This window comes from Streptomyces sp. NPDC015125, assembly GCF_043080045.1.
Taxonomy (GTDB): domain Bacteria; phylum Actinomycetota; class Actinomycetes; order Streptomycetales; family Streptomycetaceae; genus Streptomyces.
The window spans coordinates 316,505-332,409 of the sequence record NZ_JBIBVF010000005.1 but is presented as its reverse complement, the minus strand read 5'-3'; the positions used below and the strand labels follow the sequence as shown (position 1 = coordinate 332,409).

Sequence of the window (15,905 nt, the reverse complement as noted above, 5' to 3'; positions counted from 1 at the left end):
GTCACGCTCCTGCCGTGAGTGCCGCGTAGGCGGCGGCGTCCAGCAGGTCCGGCGTACCGGCGATCCGCATCCGGAACAACCAACCGGCCCCGAACGGGTCGGTGTTGACCAGACCGGGGTCGGCCAGGGCGGCTTCGTTGATCTCGACGACCTCGCCGTCCGCGGGAGCGAACAGGTCGCTCACGGACTTGGTCGACTCGATCTCTCCGCACGTGTCGCCGGCCTTGATCGTCGTGCCGACGGCAGGCAGGTCGAGGTAGACGACGTCGCCGAGCGCGTCGGAGGCGTGTGCGGTGACGCCGACGGTCGACAGGTCGCCCTCGCTCGCGATCCATTCGTGGTCGCCGGTGTACATCAGGTCGGGGGGCAGGCTCATGATCTGTATCTCCTGTGGTGGTCAGGCTCGGCGGCGGTAGAAGGGCAGCTCGACGACCCGGGCGAGCTCCTGGCTGCCCCGGATGTCGACGAGCACCTCGGTGCCGGGTGCGCTCCGGCCGGTCGGCAGGTAGGCCATGGCCACGGGGTGGCCGAGGGTGGGCGACAGAGCGCCCGAGGTGACCTCGCCGATGCGTTCTTCGGTGTCCGGGGCGAGTACGCCACAGCCGGTGCGCGGGGCTCGTCGACCCGTCGAGGCCAGGCCGACCAGCACGTGGGACGAGCCCTGGTCACGTCGGGCGGCAAGAGCGGCCTCGCCGACGAACCCGCCGGGCTTCCCGAACGCCACGACTCGGCCCAGTCCCGCTTCGAACGGCGTGGTGCGGGCGGTGAGCTCCTTCCCGTACAACGGCATCCCGGCCTCCAGGCGCAGCGTGTCACGGCAGGCCAGGCCGCAGGGGAGGAGTCCGTGTCCGATACCCGCCGCGCTGAGGGCCTGCCAGACGGCCACGGCGTCCGTGGGACGGCAGTAGATCTCGAAGCCGTCCTCACCGGTGGAGCCGGTACGAGCGAGCAACACCTCGCGGCCCGCCAACCGCGCCGGGTCGATCGCCTCGTACTTCAGCGACACCACGTCGATGTCGGCCACTTCACCGACGATCGCCGGGGACGTCGGGCCCTGGACCGCGATCAGGGCCCACTGGCCGGACGCGTCCCGGATCGTGGCGGCGTAGCCGTCGATCCGGTCACGCAGTTGGGAGAGCACGACCAGCGCGTTTCCGGCGTTGGCCACGATGAGGTATCTCGCCTCGGCCAGACGGTGGACGACGAGGTCGTCGAGGACGCCGCCGGTCTCGTGGACCAGCATGGAGTAGCGCGCGCGGCCGACGGGGATCTTCGACGGCTGTCCGGCCAGGGCGTAGTCGAGGGCTCGCCCCGCCTCGTGGCCGGAAAGCTCGAGCTCTCCCATGTGGGTGAGGTCGAAGATACCGGCGGTGGTCCGTACCGCGTGGTGCTCGGCCGACTCGGAGGTGTAGCGCAGGGGCATGGACCAGCCGGCGAAGGCGGTGAACGACGCACCGAGCTTTGTGTGAAGGTCGTGCAGGGGTGTTTTCTTCAACATGGTGGTTCCTCTTCGGACCGCGACCGGTCGGGCGTCAGGACACGAACGCTTCGGGAGGCGGGCAGGAGCAGACCAGGTTCCGGTCGCCGTGCGCCTGGTCGATCCGGCCGACCGGTGGCCAGTACTTGTCGGGCGTGACGCCCGCCGGGAAGGCGGCCTGCTGGCGCGAGTAGGCCCGGTTCCACTTGCCGGCGATCGCGGCGGCGGTGTGCGGCGCCTGTCGCAGCGGGCTGTCCTCAAGGCCCCAGACGCCCTTGTCCACCAGGTCGATCTCCACCCGAATCGCGACCATCGCCTCGCAGAAGCGGTCCAGTTCAGCGACGTTTTCGCTCTCCGTCGGCTCGACCATCAGCGTGCCGGGGACCGGAAAGCTCATCGTCGGCGCGTGGAAGCCGTAGTCGATGAGCCGCTTGGCGATGTCATCGACCGTCACACCCGTGGCGGCGGTGAGGGGGCGTACGTCAAGGATGCACTCGTGCGCGACGAGGCCCGACTCCCCGGCGTACAGGACGGGGAAGTATGGCGCGAGGCGACGTGCCACGTAGTTGGCGCTCAGCACGGCCACCCGGGTTGCCTCGGTCAGCCCCTCCGCGCCCATCATCCGGATGTAGGCCCACGGGATCGGCAGGATGCCGGCGCTGCCGAACGGTGCGGCGCTCACCGCCCCGATGCCGTCGCGGCGCCCGGTGTCGGGGTGCAGCGTGTGGGTGGGCAGGTACGGCGCGAGGTGTGCGGCCACCGCGACCGGGCCGACCCCCGGCCCGCCGCCGCCGTGCGGGATGCAGAACGTCTTGTGCAGATTGAGGTGTGACACATCGCCACCGAACTCGCCGGGCTTGGCAACTCCGAGCAGCGCGTTGAGGTTGGCGCCGTCGACGTACACCTGTCCGCCGTGCTCGTGCACCAGCTCGCACAGCCGGGTGATGCCGGCCTCGTAGACGCCGTGCGTGGAGGGATAGGTCACCATGATCGCGGCCAGGTGGTCGGAGTGCTGCGCGCACTTCGCCTCCAGGTCCACGAGATCGACCGTGCCATCGGGCCGCGATGCCACCACGACGACGCGCATCCCGGCCATGGCGGCCGAGGCCGCGTTGGTGCCGTGCGCGCTTGCCGGGATCAGGCACACGTCGCGTCCGGCCTGTCCGTTGCTCTGGTGGTAACGGCGGATCGCCAGCAGGCCGGCGAGCTCGCCCTGCGATCCGGCGTTCGGCTGGAGGGAGACCTTGGCGTACCCGGTGACCTCTGCCAGCCACGTTTCGAGCTGCTCGACCAGGGCCAGGTACCCGGCAGCGTCCGTGAGGGGCGCGAAGGGGTGCAGGTCGGCGAAGCCGGGCCAACTGACCGGCTCCATCTCCGTGGTCGCGTTGAGCTTCATCGTGCAGGACCCGAGCGGGATCATCCCGCGGTCCAGCGCGAAGTCACGGTCGGAGAGCCTGCGCAGGTAACGCAGCATCGCGGTCTCCGACCGGTGCCGGTGGAAGACCGGGTGGGTGAGGAAGGGGGACGTGCGCCGCAGGCCCGGCGGAAGCGCCGCCGAAGCGCCCGCAGTTGGCCCGTCCAGGTCGTGCTCCGTCCGGCCGAAGGCATCGAGCACGAGACGGACGTGGTCTGGCGAGGTGACCTCGGAGCAGGAGATGCCGACGTGGTCACCGTCCACCAGCCGTAGGAGCAGCCCCTTGTCGTGCGCGGTCGCGACGACCTCCTCGGCACGGCCGGGGACCCGCACCAGCAGGGTGTCGAAGAACTCGCGGTGCACCACCGTGACCCCGCTGTTCCGCAGACCCGTGGCGATGAGCGTGGCGTGCCGGTGCGTCCGTTGGGCGATCTCGGTCAGACCGTCGGGGCCGTGGTAGACGGCGTACATCGACGCGACCACGGCGAGCAGGACCTGCGCCGTGCAGATGTTGGAGGTCGCCTTGTCGCGTCGGATGTGCTGCTCGCGGGTCTGTAGTGCGAGGCGGTACGCCGGCCGGCCGGCGTTGTCCACGGAGACGCCCACGAGCCGGCCGGGCAGGTGACGTTCGAGCCCTTCGCGGACCGCGATGTAGCCGGCGTGCGGCCCGCCGTAGAACAGGGGGACACCGAACCGCTGGGACGAGCCCACGACGATATCGGCGCCGTACTCACCCGGTGGCACGAGCAGCGTGAGCGCCAACAGGTCGGCGGTCACCGTGACCAGCGCCCCGCGCGCTCGCGCCGCGGCGGTCACCTCGCGCAGGTCGCGGACGGCTCCCGAGCAGCCGGGGTAGGACAGCACCACCCCGAAGAAGTCGTCCTCCGGCAGCGGCTCGGCGACGTCGATCTCGACGACCTCGATGCCGACCGCGGCTGTACGCGTGCGCAGGACGTCGAGGGTCTGCGGCAGGGTGTCGCGGTCGACCAGGACGCGGGGGCGGCTCTTGCCGGCGACGCGGCGCATGACCGTGACGGCCTCGGCGACCGCCGTAGCCTCGTCGAGCAGCGACGCGTTGGCGGTCGGCAGTCCGGTGAGGTCTCCGACCATGGTCTGGAAGTTGATCAATGCCTCGAGCCGGCCCTGGCTGATCTCCGGCTGGTAGGGCGTGTAGGCGGTGTACCACGACGGGTCTTCCAGCACATTGCGCCGGATCACCGCGGGCGTGGTGGTCGCGTGGTATCCAAGGCCGCTCATCGGAACGGCCACGGTGTTCCTGCTCGCGAGCTCCTGCAGCTCGGCGCGGGCCTCGGCCTCGGTGGCGGCGGCAGGCAGGTTCAGGTCGGAAGTGCTTCGGATACCGCCCGGGACGGCGGCGTCGATGAGGGCGGCCAGCGTCGGGTAACCGACTTCGGCCAGCATCCTGGCGCGGTCGGCGCCGCCGACGCCGATGTGGCGGGTGGCGAACTCACCCGACGCGGAGGACTCGGGGAAGGTCATGGTGGGAGGCTCCCTGTGGGGGCACCGCGAACGCGGCACCGTGGATGGGTGGCCTCCCCGCTCTGTCATCGGTACCTGAGAGCTTCACCACCGGGTCCGGCGGTTTGCACCGTGGGCGCAGGACATGACGTCCCGTCTTTCCAGAGTCGCCTAGCCGAAGCGGTAGTTGGGCCTGAGAGATTCTGGGGAGAGTTGCTCCTTCGGCGCCCCGCCAAGGGTGGGCGAGGGCTCTCCCGCTTCGGTTCGAACAGCGCGATGTGGAGTTGTGGGGCCCGACCGTAAGGCCGGGGGTGTTTCCGGGGAGGATCGGCTCCTTCGGCGCCACGTCGTCACATGACGTGGGCTCTCCCGCGCAGAATCGTCAGCGGTGTAGGTGCTGGCGGATCTTTCCGGAGGCAACGTACGGGCCTCGGAACACAGCCGTCAAGAGTCCGCTCGGTGTACGCGCCGGTAACGGATCGGCCCATGAAGCACGCCGTGAGCTGCACAAACACTGTCCCCCGCGGGCGAGTGCCGTACTACTGAAGGGTAATGTCCAGCGTTCGGTCGGTCCCTTGACCGGTCGCCGATGTGGACCTAACCTCACCGCACATTGCCGTTCACCCCGGAGCGGGAGAGCACTGGATCAGCCAGACCCAGTCGCCGAAGGAGCAAATCCTCCCCGGAAACTCTCAGGCATCCCTACCGCTCGGGCAGGCAACTCTGGAAAGCAGGCGCTGACGCGCCTCGCCCACGGTGCAAGCCGCGCGCTGAGCGCGGCGAAGCTCTCAGGCTCATGACAGAGGGGGAGGCTCACTCGGCCGCGCGGGCTCCTGCCCGTGCTCGACATTCGAGGAGCCCCCCTGATGGCCCTCCCGCCGCCTCTCCCCTGACCGCAATCCGCCTGCCGGCTTTCGGGCTGATCTTCGGTCTTCTCTGCGGGCCCGTTCAGCGTACCGACACCGCTCCGGTCGGCTGCCGCAAGTCCGCGCGCAGCCCCACCCTGCCGCTCGCCCCCCCTGTGGGCGCGTGGTCATTCTCCGAGATACCCCCTGTCCCGTGCCCACACGGGACGTGAGATCCGCGAGGTTTGCCCATGCCTGAACGCAGTGACACCGGCTCGACCACCGCGTCGACCCGACCGGAGGCCGGATCGACGCCCTCGCCCGAGGATGAGCAACACCTCTCCCGCCAATTGTCCAACCGGCACATCCAACTCATCGCGATCGGTGGTGCGATCGGAACCGGCCTGTTCATGGGCTCCGGCAAGACGATCTCGCTGGCCGGGCCCTCGGTGATCTTCGTCTACATGATCATCGGAGTGATGCTCTTCTTCGTGATGCGGGCGATGGGTGAGCTGCTGCTCTCCAACCTGCGCTACAAGTCCTTCGCCGACTTCGCGGCCGACCTGCTGGGGCCGTGGGCCGGCTTCTTCACCGGCTGGACCTACTGGTTCTGCTGGATCGTCACCGGCATCGCCGACGTCATCGCGATCTCCGGATATGTGTCCTACTGGTGGCACGACCTACCGCTGTGGATACCGGCGCTGGCCGCTGTCATCCTGTTGATCGCCTTGAACCTGCCCACCGTGAAGGCGTTCGGCGAGACCGAGTTCTGGTTCGCCCTCATCAAGATCGTCGCCATCGTGGCGCTGATCGTCGTCGGGCTGGTCATGGTGTTCGGTCATTTCCAGGCGCCCGGGGGAGCGGCGGCAAGCTTCTCCAACCTCTGGAACGACGGAGGGTTCTTCCCCACCGGCCCCATGGGGTTCGTCGCGGGATTCCAGATCGCGACCTTCGCCTTCGTCGGCATCGAACTGGTCGGCACCACCGCGGCCGAGGCGGAGAACCCGGAACGGAACCTGCCCAAGGCGATCAACTCGATCCCGGTACGCGTGATGTTGTTCTATGTCGTCGCACTGATCGTGATCATTTCGGTGACGCCCTGGCGCGAGATCAGTCCGGGCCACAGCCCGTTCGTCGTGATGTTCACTCTTGCCGGTCTGGGGATCGCCGCCTCGGTCATCAACTTCGTGGTGCTGACCTCCGCCACCTCGTCCGCGAACTCGGGCATCTACTCCACCTCACGGATGGTGTACGGGTTGGCCCGGGAGGGCGACGCCCCGGCGCGCTTCGGCAGACTCACCTCCAGGAGGGTACCGGCCAACGCCCTACTCCTCTCCGGGGTGTTTCTGCTCGCCGGTGTGGTCATGGTCGCCACGGACAACTCGATCATCGAGGCGTTCACCTTGGTGACCACGGTGTCCGCCGTACTCTTCATCTTCGTCTGGTCGATCATCCTGATCAGCTACCTCGTGTATCGCAAGCGCCGTCCGCACCTGCACGAGGCGTCGAAGTTCAAGATGCCCGGCGGCGTCGTCATGTGTTACGTCGTGCTCGCGTTCTTCGTGTTCCTCATCTGGGCATTGACCCAGGAGCCCGACACGCTGCGGGCCTTGCTGGTGACCCCGGTGTGGTTCGTCATCCTCGGCATCGCGTGGGCGGCGCTCCGCCGTCGCCCACGCCATGTGTCCCGTGAGGCCGCCTTCCGGTCCGAACTCGACCATCCGCAGCAGGACTGACACGGTCACCGGGTCCCTCGACAGGCACCGATCGCGAGCGCCGTTCTCGGCGGAGGGGAACGGCGCTCGCCTTCGGCGTGTTCGCCACTCTCACGGCAGCACACGTCTGACAAGCACTCGGCCCTTCATATGCCGCCGCTGGGTTGCACTTCCACCACGGACGACCGAGGCGAGGTCTGGCTAGGTCGTTCTTTCGGAACGCTGCCAGCTTCATCTGGTCAGTGAGGTGCCCCGAAGGAAACGGCCTGACCTCTGCGAAAGACTTGTCACCCCGGGGCAAAGTGAACTCGCATGCCTCTCGGAGTTCTCAGCCCGCACCGTGCATTCAAGCCCTCCTGGGCCGATGACGGCCCCGGTATGCCGCCGGCGTCATTCGCACCCGGGCCGCTCGTTGGCGGCTCGCGCCCCCGCGGCGGAATTCGTGCATGGGCCCGCGCCCCCCTTCAAGGGTGCCTATTCAGCCATGGCGAACATTTCAGCGACTGATCCTCGTGTTTCTGCGGGAGGCCGAAGGGCAGTCATTTTCATGAAGTTCGGTGGAGAGTTTCGCCGCGCAGAACATTTGTGTCTGTTCGGCCCGGGGGAGCTTGGCTCCAGGGAAGGAATCTGCATGACCACGGGAATCAGGGGCTGCGACAATCAGTCGAACTCCTACGTTTCTTTTGTCAATGAAGAACATTCCGGGGACAGCGAGTCCGTGAGTCCGAGGTCGCACAGTTCTGCCTACGCGTGGATCTCGCAGCACAAGGACAGGCCGCTGAGCGTTCAGACCGGACGGGGCCGGTGCATCATCTGGGACGACGACTGGAAGGTGAAAGGGGAGTGGGACGACGGCAAGGGCGAGTTCATCCTCGCCTCCGTCCGGCACAGCCCGCAGGACTACCAGATGACGGTCAGTATCACGGGTGACATCACGCTGTCCGAGGTCTGATCGAGGAACGGACCGAAAGAGGGGGATCATCGTGCCCATGCAGAATTGGCGTATCACAAACGCCATGGAGAATTTGACGGGAAACTGGGTGTACTACGTGTGCACCGCCGTCGCGGCGTTTGCGAATGTCCATTTCAGTCGCCACGTGGACAATCCGAGCGATGACCATATGGCGACGAATGACGGCGCCTACTATTACTACGGCGTGACCGGCACGTTCAATCAAGCCGCCCAACACGCTGATCAATCCGTCCGGCAGATGCTCGTCGACGCCTGGAACGACTACTTCAAGGTGTAGGGCGACCGTAGGCCGCGCCAGCCGGTCCGGGCCCCGCCTCCCCGCTGGGGCCCGGACCGGCTGGCGCGGCCCCCCATGTCTCCTCTTCGACACCTTGCAGGTGTCAACAGAGGTAGGCGCGTCCGGCGCCGTCCCCGCCTCGTCGGGCTCGGCACGTCTGCACGTGAAAGGCCGGGATACGGCCTGCGGCCTGTCCGTGGGCGGTGCAGAGTGGGGGTATGGGCTTGCGGCGCCGCGTTGCGGATCTGTGGCAGCCATGGCAGACGGGTCACGCGCTCTTGGCGATACCGCTCGGGCTGATCGTTGCGATCACGGTCGTGGACGTTCTGATCCCGGGTGACATCCATCTGGGGCCGCTCCTGATCGTCGCCCCCGCCATCACTCCCTGGTTCGCCGGCCCCTGGCTGACCGGACTGGTCGGCGCGCTCGCCGTGGTGGCCCAGGCGACCATCGGGGTCCTGCGCGACCCGAACGAACTGTTCTCGACCAACCACCAGGTACAGATAGCCGCCCTCGCGGTGCTCTCCCTCGTCATCGTGGTCTTCAGCCGCCAGCGCGAGCGCCGCCTACGCCAGCTGGAACAAGTACGGTCGGTGTCCGAAGCCACACAACGGGTGGTCCTGCCGCCGCTGCCCCATCGCCTGGGTCCACTGCGGATCGCCTCGGCCTACCGAGCAGCCGATGACGAGGCGCTGATCGGCGGGGACCTGTACGCGGCGACCCGGACCGGCAACGGCGCACGTCTGATCATCGGTGACGTCCGCGGCAAAGGTATGACCGCCATCAGCGACGCCTCCGTGATCATGGGGTCCTTCCGCGACGCCGCCCACCGGGCCGCCACCCTCGCGGACCTGGCCGCCGCTCTCGAGGAGAGCATCTGCCGGCACTTGGCCGAGCATGCCCCGCACCCCGAGGCGGACGAACTGTACGAGCAGTTCGTCACCATCCTGATGCTCGATATCCCCGACGAAGATCCTCTGGCTCAGATGATCAATTGCGGGCACCCGCCGCCCCTGTTGCTGCACCATCATCACGTCACCGCCCTCTACCCGCGCCGCGCAGCGCCCCCGCTGGGCATGTGCGATCTGCCCGGAACCGGCCTGACCGTCGACCCGTTCACCTTCGAGGGCGATGACACGCTCCTGCTCTACACCGACGGGATCATCGAGGCCCGCTCCTCCGACGGTTCGTTCTACCCGCTCGCCGAGCGCGTCGCCCAATGGACCGACAGCGGACCCGAAGCGCTGCTGCGCCACATCCGCGGCGACCTTATAGCCCACGTCGGAGGGCAGCTCAACGACGACGCGGCCGCAGTGGCGATCCAACGCTCCCCCAGACTCGCCCCCAGCCACCAGCTCAAGAAGATGGTCCACCTCACCGGCTCACCCGACCAGACCGACTGACCATCCGGCGGGTCTCGGCGACCCGCGGGCGACCGAGCGGCGACCGGAACCTGTCCATGTACTGCGCTGCGTCTTGGGTGAGGACGCATCAGCGTGCGCGCAGGCGTACCGGCACTGCGCGGTCAGTGAACCGCCGACTCTCTGAGTGCGGCGTTACGAAACCAGCGATGGATGCCGTGTGACAGGCAGGACCGACTGATCCTCGACGGTTCGCTCCGCCTGGCTGATCTCGGCCCAGACGGCGTCGAGAGACAGGCCGAGGGTGTCGGCGATCGCTGCGATGGTCGGGAAGGCGGGGGTAGCCACACGGCCGGATTCGATCTTCCGAAGAGTTTCCGGCGAGATGTGCGAAGCGAGCGCCACGTCCAGCATCGAGCGGCAGCCCCGGGCTCGGCGGAGCAGGGCGCCAAGGCGCTGTCCGCGTTCTACCTCGGCGGGGGTGAGCGGCAACCTGACCATGACCCCATTCTAATACCGGTATAGTTAGACCGGGATAGTTATTGGACATACATGAGAGGTCCCCCATGATTGAGATCCTGAACTCCGCGCGGCTTGAGCGGGCGAGGGACACCGGCGCCCTGGTCGGAAACATCCTGCACACGCTGAAGCAGCGCAGCACGGTCGGGACGAACCTGCTGGACATCGACCAGTGGGCCAAGGAGATGATCACCGAGGCGGGAGCGCAGTCCTGCTACGTCGACTACGCGCCTTCCTTCGGGCGCGGCCCGTTCGGGCACTACATCTGCACGGCCGTCAACGACGGAGTGCTCCATGGGCGGCCTCACAACTACACGCTGGCAGACGGGGATCTGCTGACTCTCGACCTCGCCGTAGCCAGGGGCGGGGTGGCCGCGGACGCCGCGATCAGCTTTCTGGTGGGCAAGGCCAGGCCGGCGGAGAGCGTCGCGATGATCGAGACGACCGAACGTGCACTCGCCGCCGGCATCGCCGCCGCCAAGCCTGGGGCGCGCATCGGCGACCTCTCCCACGCCATCGGCACGGTCCTCAGCAAGGCGGGCTACCCGATCAACACCGAGTTCGGAGGCCACGGCATCGGCTCGACCATGCACCAGGACCCACACATCGCGAACACCGGACGGCCAGGCCGCGGATACAAGCTGCGCCCCGGACTGCTGCTCGCCCTGGAGCCCTGGGTCATGGCCGACACCGCCACACTCGTCACCGACGCCGACGGTTGGACGCTGCGCAGCGCGACAGGCTGCCGGACCGCGCACAGCGAGCACACCATCGCCATCACCGACAGCGGAGCCGAAATTCTCACCCGACCGTAAGGGGGGTAGCGCCGAGTCCGCCAGATGCGGCTTGAGCTGGAGCTGCCGTCAGATCCGGCCCACGGTCGACTTCGACAGGCCACTGTGCTGCGCCATCGACGTTCGCACCCAGTAGGTGGCGTTTTTCGGCAGATGTTCCAGCGTGGTGACTACCACCACCTCCACCTGATCAACGCTGATGGTGGGCGGCCGCCCGGCCGGGGCTCGTCGACCAGTCCGTCCAGCCGCTCGGCAAGGGACGTCGCCGCCACTTGCGGACGGTGTTCGCGGTCACCCGCAGATCCCGGGTAACCGCGACACTCGGCGGTACTTCCGGCCCCGCACACGCCAGCACGATCCGGCGCTCGCAGAGCCAGGGCCTGGGCCGATGTCGCCCGACGCGTCCACCGCTCCCACTCAGCCCGCTCGTCATCAGACAGCAGCAACGGCTCCCACTTCGGGCCCCAGGCGGCCTGCGGCCCCAGGCGGGCTGCGGCCCCTGCGCGCCCTGGACGCCACCGACGACTAGGCGGTGTTTCTCGGATCTCCGGACGTGGGTGGGGTGTTGGGGTCAGGCTGGTTCCATGGGTCGTGGGGATTTAACGAATGCGGAGTGGCATCGACTGGAGTCGTTCTTGCCTCGTGGTGGTGCGCGTGGGGGTCGGTGGAGTGATCATCGGCGGGTGATTAACGGGGTGCTGTACCGGGTGCGGACGGGTGTGCAGTGGCGGGATCTTCCCGAGCGGTTCGGGCCGTGGGAGACGGTTTACAAACGTCATCGCCGCTGGTCAGCGGACGGCACGTGGGAGAGGCTGCTGTCCCTTGTCCAGGCTGCCGAGGACGCTCAGGGTCGAATCGACTGGGACGTGTCAGTGGACTCCACCGCGGTGCGGGCTCACCAGCACGCCGCCGGCGCGCGGAAGGTGCCCCGGCCGCGGTTCCTCAAAAGGGGGCCGGGCAGGGGACGAACCGGGTCGAACCGGTGCTGCGGAAACTGGTCGTCCGATTGGAGGAGGTGATCAGATCGGCGAATGCCTGGGACGCTCCCGCGGCGGCTTCACCACCAAAATCCACCTCGCCGCCGAGGGACGATGCCGGCCCCTCGGGCTCGTTCTGACACCCGGGCACTACGGTGACGGCCCCAGCTCGAGCGGGTGCTGGAGCAGGTTTCCGTGCCCCGCATCGGCGTCGGACGGCCCCGCAGCCGACCCGACCACGTCCTGGCGGACAAGGCCTACACCTCCCGCAAGAACCGCCGTTACCTGCGACGACGCGGAATCCGGCACACCATCCCCGAACGCCTCGACCAGCAACGACACCGGCACAACCGCGGCTCCGACGGCGGCCGGCCCACCGGATTCGACAGCGAACGCTACAAGAAACGCAACACTGTCGAGCGAGCCATCAACCGCCTCAAGGGCTTCCGGGCCGTGGCCACCCGCTACGAGAAACGCGCCTACGTCTACCTCGGAACCGTCACGGTCGCGACCCTCATGATCTGGCTCCGAACATGATCCGACGGTGCGCCTCCGCACGGTCATCGGCCAGCCGCTGGCGTCGGCCCTGCCACTCGTCCAGCGGGATGACTCCGAGGCTTCAGCACCCTGTGAAAGCGGGGGCCCAGGTGAGGAGGATCCCGCTGGCCTCAGCGAGTGAGGTCCACCTGGGGTCGGCTGGCTGCTTCTCCAGCACCAGAACAGGACGTACTCGACCGAACTTCTTTGCCAGTTGGAGCTGATGGGCATAGTCGAGGACCTGTCCGATCCCCAGTCGAATCTGCTGATCCTCACTTGCGCCGGTCAAGCTCTTCTCCTCGGCGTGAAGACGTCGTCATCACGCGACCAGCCCGCATCGAATCGAGGAGCATTGCGAGCGTGCCCGCGGTGTTCGATGTTCTGGCCGGACAGGTGGTCGATGAGTGCCGGGCTCTCGTCTTTGCGACCAACGAAGTCCAGCGATGACGGACGATCACGCGTCCACGATCACGCTCCCGATCAGCACGAGCACCGCCACCCGAACATCACACCAGCCCCGCTGACCAGCAAAGACCACGATGGTGGTCTCTCACTGGACGTCCAGCAGCACCTTCCCTTGCGCGCGGCGCTCGTCGAGTTCGAGCAGAGCCTGCGATGCCTGCTCAAGCGGGAAGCGCCGCCCCATCACGGGCTGAAGCTTGCCGGCCCGCAGGAGGGGCAGTAGCGCGGCCCACTGCTCTTGCAGATAGGAAGGCTGCTCCACCCAGAACGCGCCCCAGCCGACTCCTGAGAGGTTGAGGTTGTTGCGCATAAGGCTGTCGACCTTGATCTGGGCAACGTCGCCGCCCGTTGAGCCGACGACCAGAAGGCGGCCCTCGCGCGCGAGGATGCGCAGCGAGCCGGAGACCCGGCCGGCTCCGACCGGGTCCACGACGATGTCAACGCCGCGATTTCCGGTCAGTTCCAGCACCGCGTCCTCGAAGGCGTCGGCCAAGACGACCTCATCGGCGCCGGCAGCCTTCGCCGTATCGATCTTTCCCGGTGCGGACACGACCGCGATCACCCTGGTATCCAGTGCGGCGGCCAGCTGCACCGCGGCGGTGCCGACGCCGCCGGCTGCTCCGTGCACCAAAACCGTCTCACCCGGCTTCAGCTGCGCCCGGCGCACCAGGCCGAAGTGCATGGTCAGATAGTTCATGGGCAGGGCCGCGCCCGCGTCGAAGGACACATTGTCGGGGAGCGGGAAGACCGCCGTCGGCGGGGCGGTCACCGTCTCGGCGTATCCGCCGACCCCGGGGAAGGCCGCGACCCGCTGCCCGGCTGTCAGGCCGCTGTCCGAGGGGGCGGACCTGACGACTCCGGCGACCTCGGTGCCCGGGATGAAGGGAAGGGTCCGCCGCAGGTGGTACTCACCGCGGCTCTGCGAAACCTCCGGAAAGGTCACGCCGGCGACGTGCACGTCGATGACGACCGACTCGGCATCGACCGTCGGTTCATCGACTTCGACGAGCTCTATGGCGTCGGGACCCTTGAGGGTGGTGATGTGCATAGCACGCATGGGGGGGCTCCTGGGATGGGGCAACAGGATGGAACGGCACGGTTACTTCTCGCGCCTCGGTACTCTTTAAGAACCGTGACCAGCGTCGTGTACCAGCCGCATCCCGATCAATAAGGCACTTTTTGGTGTCCCGGTTCTCTGGAGGTAACGATGACCCCGGCTGATAGCCAGTCGCAGCAGGACGCGGGCCGGGCCCGCGTCGTCCTCGGCATGGTCGGGGACAAGTGGTCGCTCCTGGTCGTGTGCCGCCTCGATCCGGGGCCGCGCCGTTTCACCGAACTAAAGCGAACCGTCGACGGAATCAGCCAGCGCATGCTCACCGTGACCCTGCGGAGCCTGGAACGGGACGGCATCCTGATCCGCACCGTCCACAACGTCATGCCGCCTCACGTCACCTACGAGCTCACTCCGATGGGCAGAATGCTCTACGAAGCCACCGCGCCCCTCCGGAAGTGGACCATCGAGCACCTGGCGCATATCGACGACGCCCGCGCGGAATACGACGCCCGCGCCAACGCCCAGCCCGCCGAGGTCCGTTAAGGGTGGGCTGGCGTTCATTGCGGAGGCGGGTGTTGAAGCTGCCATTGAGGTGACATTTAGCCGTTCAGCAACCTGACCGCATCGGCCTCCGCAGCTACTGCGTCCGTTCCCTCCTGCGGAGAGATGCGCTCTCTCGTGCCCTTCCGGCGACGAATTCGCTGATCTTCAGCTTGCCGATTTCGGGGTCCACCTCGATGGCGCTACGCGGTCTCGCCGAACGAAGCAGCGTCCTTGTAGGGAGCGCGGCTTTGTGAGCACTGACTCCTGCGGAAACACCGGAATCCGCATGCGGTGAGCGGCGCACGTGTTGGCTGATCACGGGCAGAATCGCCTGCCAGGTTCTGAGCGATAGTCACCGCCGGTAGCGGGCCCTGGTGTCGGGGCCGTCGGGTATCAAGAAGGGTGCGCTTTCCATGTTCTCCGCGGGAAGCTCGGGGTGCGGGGTGAGCTTCAATGGTCGCGACGGTCGCCGGTTACCCAAACCGGCGATCGTCGGCTGTGAAGATCACTCGGCAGTGCGGTGCGTGGGCCCTGCTCCCTCGCGGGAGTGAGGGACGGCCTTGAACTGTTGGCGGACCCCCACCTTTTGAGCGAGAACGAGGTCGTTTGTTCTATGGGTGCGGGTCTCGTGCTGTCTGCCGTCGGATGGCGTTGATGGCGCCGAGCAGGGACAGTGCTTCGGCGTTGGGGCTGCCGGGTTCGGCGTGGTCGATGACGAGTTGTCGGCCGGGTGCGTCGCGGACGTCGAAGGCTTGGTAGGTGAGAGTGAGCGGACCGACGTCGGGGTGGTTGAGCTGTTTGGCGTCCTGGGTCTTGCCGCGCACGGTGTGGGCCTGCCACAGAGTCGAGAAGGCGGCGCTCCGCTCGGTCAATGTGCCGATGAGCGCGTTCAGCCGGGGGTTGTCGGGATCGATGCCGGCCGCATGACGAAGGGTGGCCACGGTGGCCTGTGCGGTCCAGTCCCAGCGGGTGTAGAAGTCCCGGCCAGCAGGGTCGAGGAAAGTCATGCAGGCGAGATTGTCCGCTGGGTTGAAGGGCGAGTACAAAGCGTCGGCCAGGGCGTTGGTGGCCAGGATGTCCAAGGTGCGGTTGAGGACGAAGGCCGGGGTATTGGGGTGGCCGTCCATGAGCTGGCGCAGTGCCGGGCTGACCACGTTCCGCTGCTGCACTGGGCGGTGATGCGGTGCGGCGCCGGCCAGCCGGTGGAGGTGGGCACGGGCGTCGGTGTCGAGGTGGAGGGCACGGCTGAGGGCGTCAAGGACCTGGGGCGAGGGGCGGCGTTCGCGGCCTTGTTCAAGGCGGGTGTAGTAGTCGACGTTCACTCCGGCCAGAACGGCGACTTCCTCACGACGTAGCCCGGCGACTCTCCGTACGCCGTAGCTCGCCATGCCGACGTCGTCGGGCCGCAGCCTGGAGCGTCGGGCGCGCAGGAAGTCTCCCAGGGCGTTGTCGGACATACCCCCAGGTTGAGCAGGCGA

General features: G+C 67.6%; 12 protein-coding genes, 1 pseudogene and 3 riboswitches. Of the genes and pseudogenes, 7 read left to right on the top strand and 6 right to left on the bottom strand.

Annotated elements, in window-relative coordinates:
• Position 1: 1 nt before the first annotated feature.
• From gcvH to gcvP, 3 genes are read right to left on the bottom strand one after another with little or no spacing between them, the layout of a single operon-like run.
• The gene (gene gcvH, locus ACF088_RS15690) at positions 2-376 is read right to left on the bottom strand and encodes a glycine cleavage system protein GcvH (RefSeq protein ID WP_392376316.1); all 375 of its coding nucleotides are present in this window, start codon (positions 374-376) and stop codon (positions 2-4) included.
• 21 nt (positions 377-397) lie between these two features.
• Positions 398-1,498, bottom strand: a complete 1,101-nt coding sequence (gene gcvT, locus ACF088_RS15685) for a glycine cleavage system aminomethyltransferase GcvT (protein ID WP_392376315.1) — start codon at positions 1,496-1,498, stop codon at positions 398-400.
• Positions 1,499-1,532: 34 nt separating this feature from the next.
• Positions 1,533-4,391 carry an aminomethyl-transferring glycine dehydrogenase gene (gene gcvP, locus ACF088_RS15680; protein ID WP_392376314.1) on the bottom strand — a complete coding sequence of 953 codons (2,859 nt, stop codon included), beginning with the start codon at positions 4,389-4,391 and terminating at the stop codon, positions 1,533-1,535.
• A gap of 150 nt (positions 4,392-4,541) precedes the next feature.
• Positions 4,542-4,637: riboswitch (glycine riboswitch) on the bottom strand.
• 354 nt (positions 4,638-4,991) lie between these two features.
• A riboswitch (glycine riboswitch) is annotated at positions 4,992-5,088 on the top strand.
• Positions 5,089-5,180: riboswitch (glycine riboswitch) on the top strand.
• Positions 5,181-5,466: 286 nt separating this feature from the next.
• Between gcvP and cycA the strand changes: the two genes are divergently transcribed.
• The 4 genes from cycA (at position 5,467) to ACF088_RS15660 (ending at position 9,583) form a co-directional block, all read left to right on the top strand.
• Complete coding sequence (gene cycA, locus ACF088_RS15675; RefSeq protein ID WP_392376313.1) at positions 5,467-6,951, top strand: D-serine/D-alanine/glycine transporter; 1,485 nt, start codon at positions 5,467-5,469, stop codon at positions 6,949-6,951.
• Between the two features lie 610 nt (positions 6,952-7,561).
• A complete protein-coding gene (locus ACF088_RS15670) occupies positions 7,562-7,882 on the top strand; it encodes a hypothetical protein (RefSeq protein ID WP_030987758.1) in 321 nt (106 codons plus the stop codon).
• Positions 7,883-7,919: 37 nt separating this feature from the next.
• On the top strand, positions 7,920-8,180 hold the full coding sequence (locus ACF088_RS15665) for a hypothetical protein (protein WP_327700516.1): 261 nt from the start codon (positions 7,920-7,922) through the stop codon (positions 8,178-8,180).
• Positions 8,181-8,398: 218 nt separating this feature from the next.
• Positions 8,399-9,583: a PP2C family protein-serine/threonine phosphatase gene (locus tag ACF088_RS15660; protein WP_392376312.1), complete on the top strand. Its 1,185-nt coding sequence runs from the start codon at positions 8,399-8,401 to the stop codon at positions 9,581-9,583.
• A gap of 153 nt (positions 9,584-9,736) precedes the next feature.
• On the opposite strand, the gene ACF088_RS15655 is transcribed toward ACF088_RS15660, so the two are convergent.
• Complete coding sequence (locus ACF088_RS15655) at positions 9,737-10,042, bottom strand: helix-turn-helix domain-containing protein (protein ID WP_010983415.1); 306 nt, start codon at positions 10,040-10,042, stop codon at positions 9,737-9,739.
• 65 nt (positions 10,043-10,107) lie between these two features.
• On the opposite strand from ACF088_RS15655, the gene map reads away from it, so the two are divergent.
• Together map and ACF088_RS15645 are read left to right on the top strand one after the other, a co-directional pair.
• Positions 10,108-10,875, top strand: coding sequence for a type I methionyl aminopeptidase (gene map / locus ACF088_RS15650; RefSeq protein ID WP_030987746.1), 768 nt, complete (start codon positions 10,108-10,110; stop codon positions 10,873-10,875).
• Positions 10,876-11,438: 563 nt separating this feature from the next.
• Positions 11,439-12,368: pseudogene (locus ACF088_RS15645) on the top strand (IS5 family transposase).
• A gap of 550 nt (positions 12,369-12,918) precedes the next feature.
• Here the strand turns inward: ACF088_RS15645 and ACF088_RS15640 are convergent.
• On the bottom strand, positions 12,919-13,887 hold the full coding sequence (locus tag ACF088_RS15640) for an NADPH:quinone oxidoreductase family protein (protein ID WP_392376311.1): 969 nt from the start codon (positions 13,885-13,887) through the stop codon (positions 12,919-12,921).
• 150 nt (positions 13,888-14,037) lie between these two features.
• Between ACF088_RS15640 and ACF088_RS15635 the strand changes: the two genes are divergently transcribed.
• Positions 14,038-14,427 (top strand): winged helix-turn-helix transcriptional regulator, encoded by a 390-nt coding sequence (locus ACF088_RS15635; RefSeq protein WP_392376310.1) that lies wholly within the window; start codon positions 14,038-14,040, stop codon positions 14,425-14,427.
• A gap of 611 nt (positions 14,428-15,038) precedes the next feature.
• Here the strand turns inward: ACF088_RS15635 and ACF088_RS15630 are convergent.
• Positions 15,039-15,884 carry a helix-turn-helix transcriptional regulator gene (locus ACF088_RS15630; protein WP_392376309.1) on the bottom strand — a complete coding sequence of 282 codons (846 nt, stop codon included), beginning with the start codon at positions 15,882-15,884 and terminating at the stop codon, positions 15,039-15,041.
• Between the last annotated feature and the right edge of the window lie 21 nt (positions 15,885-15,905).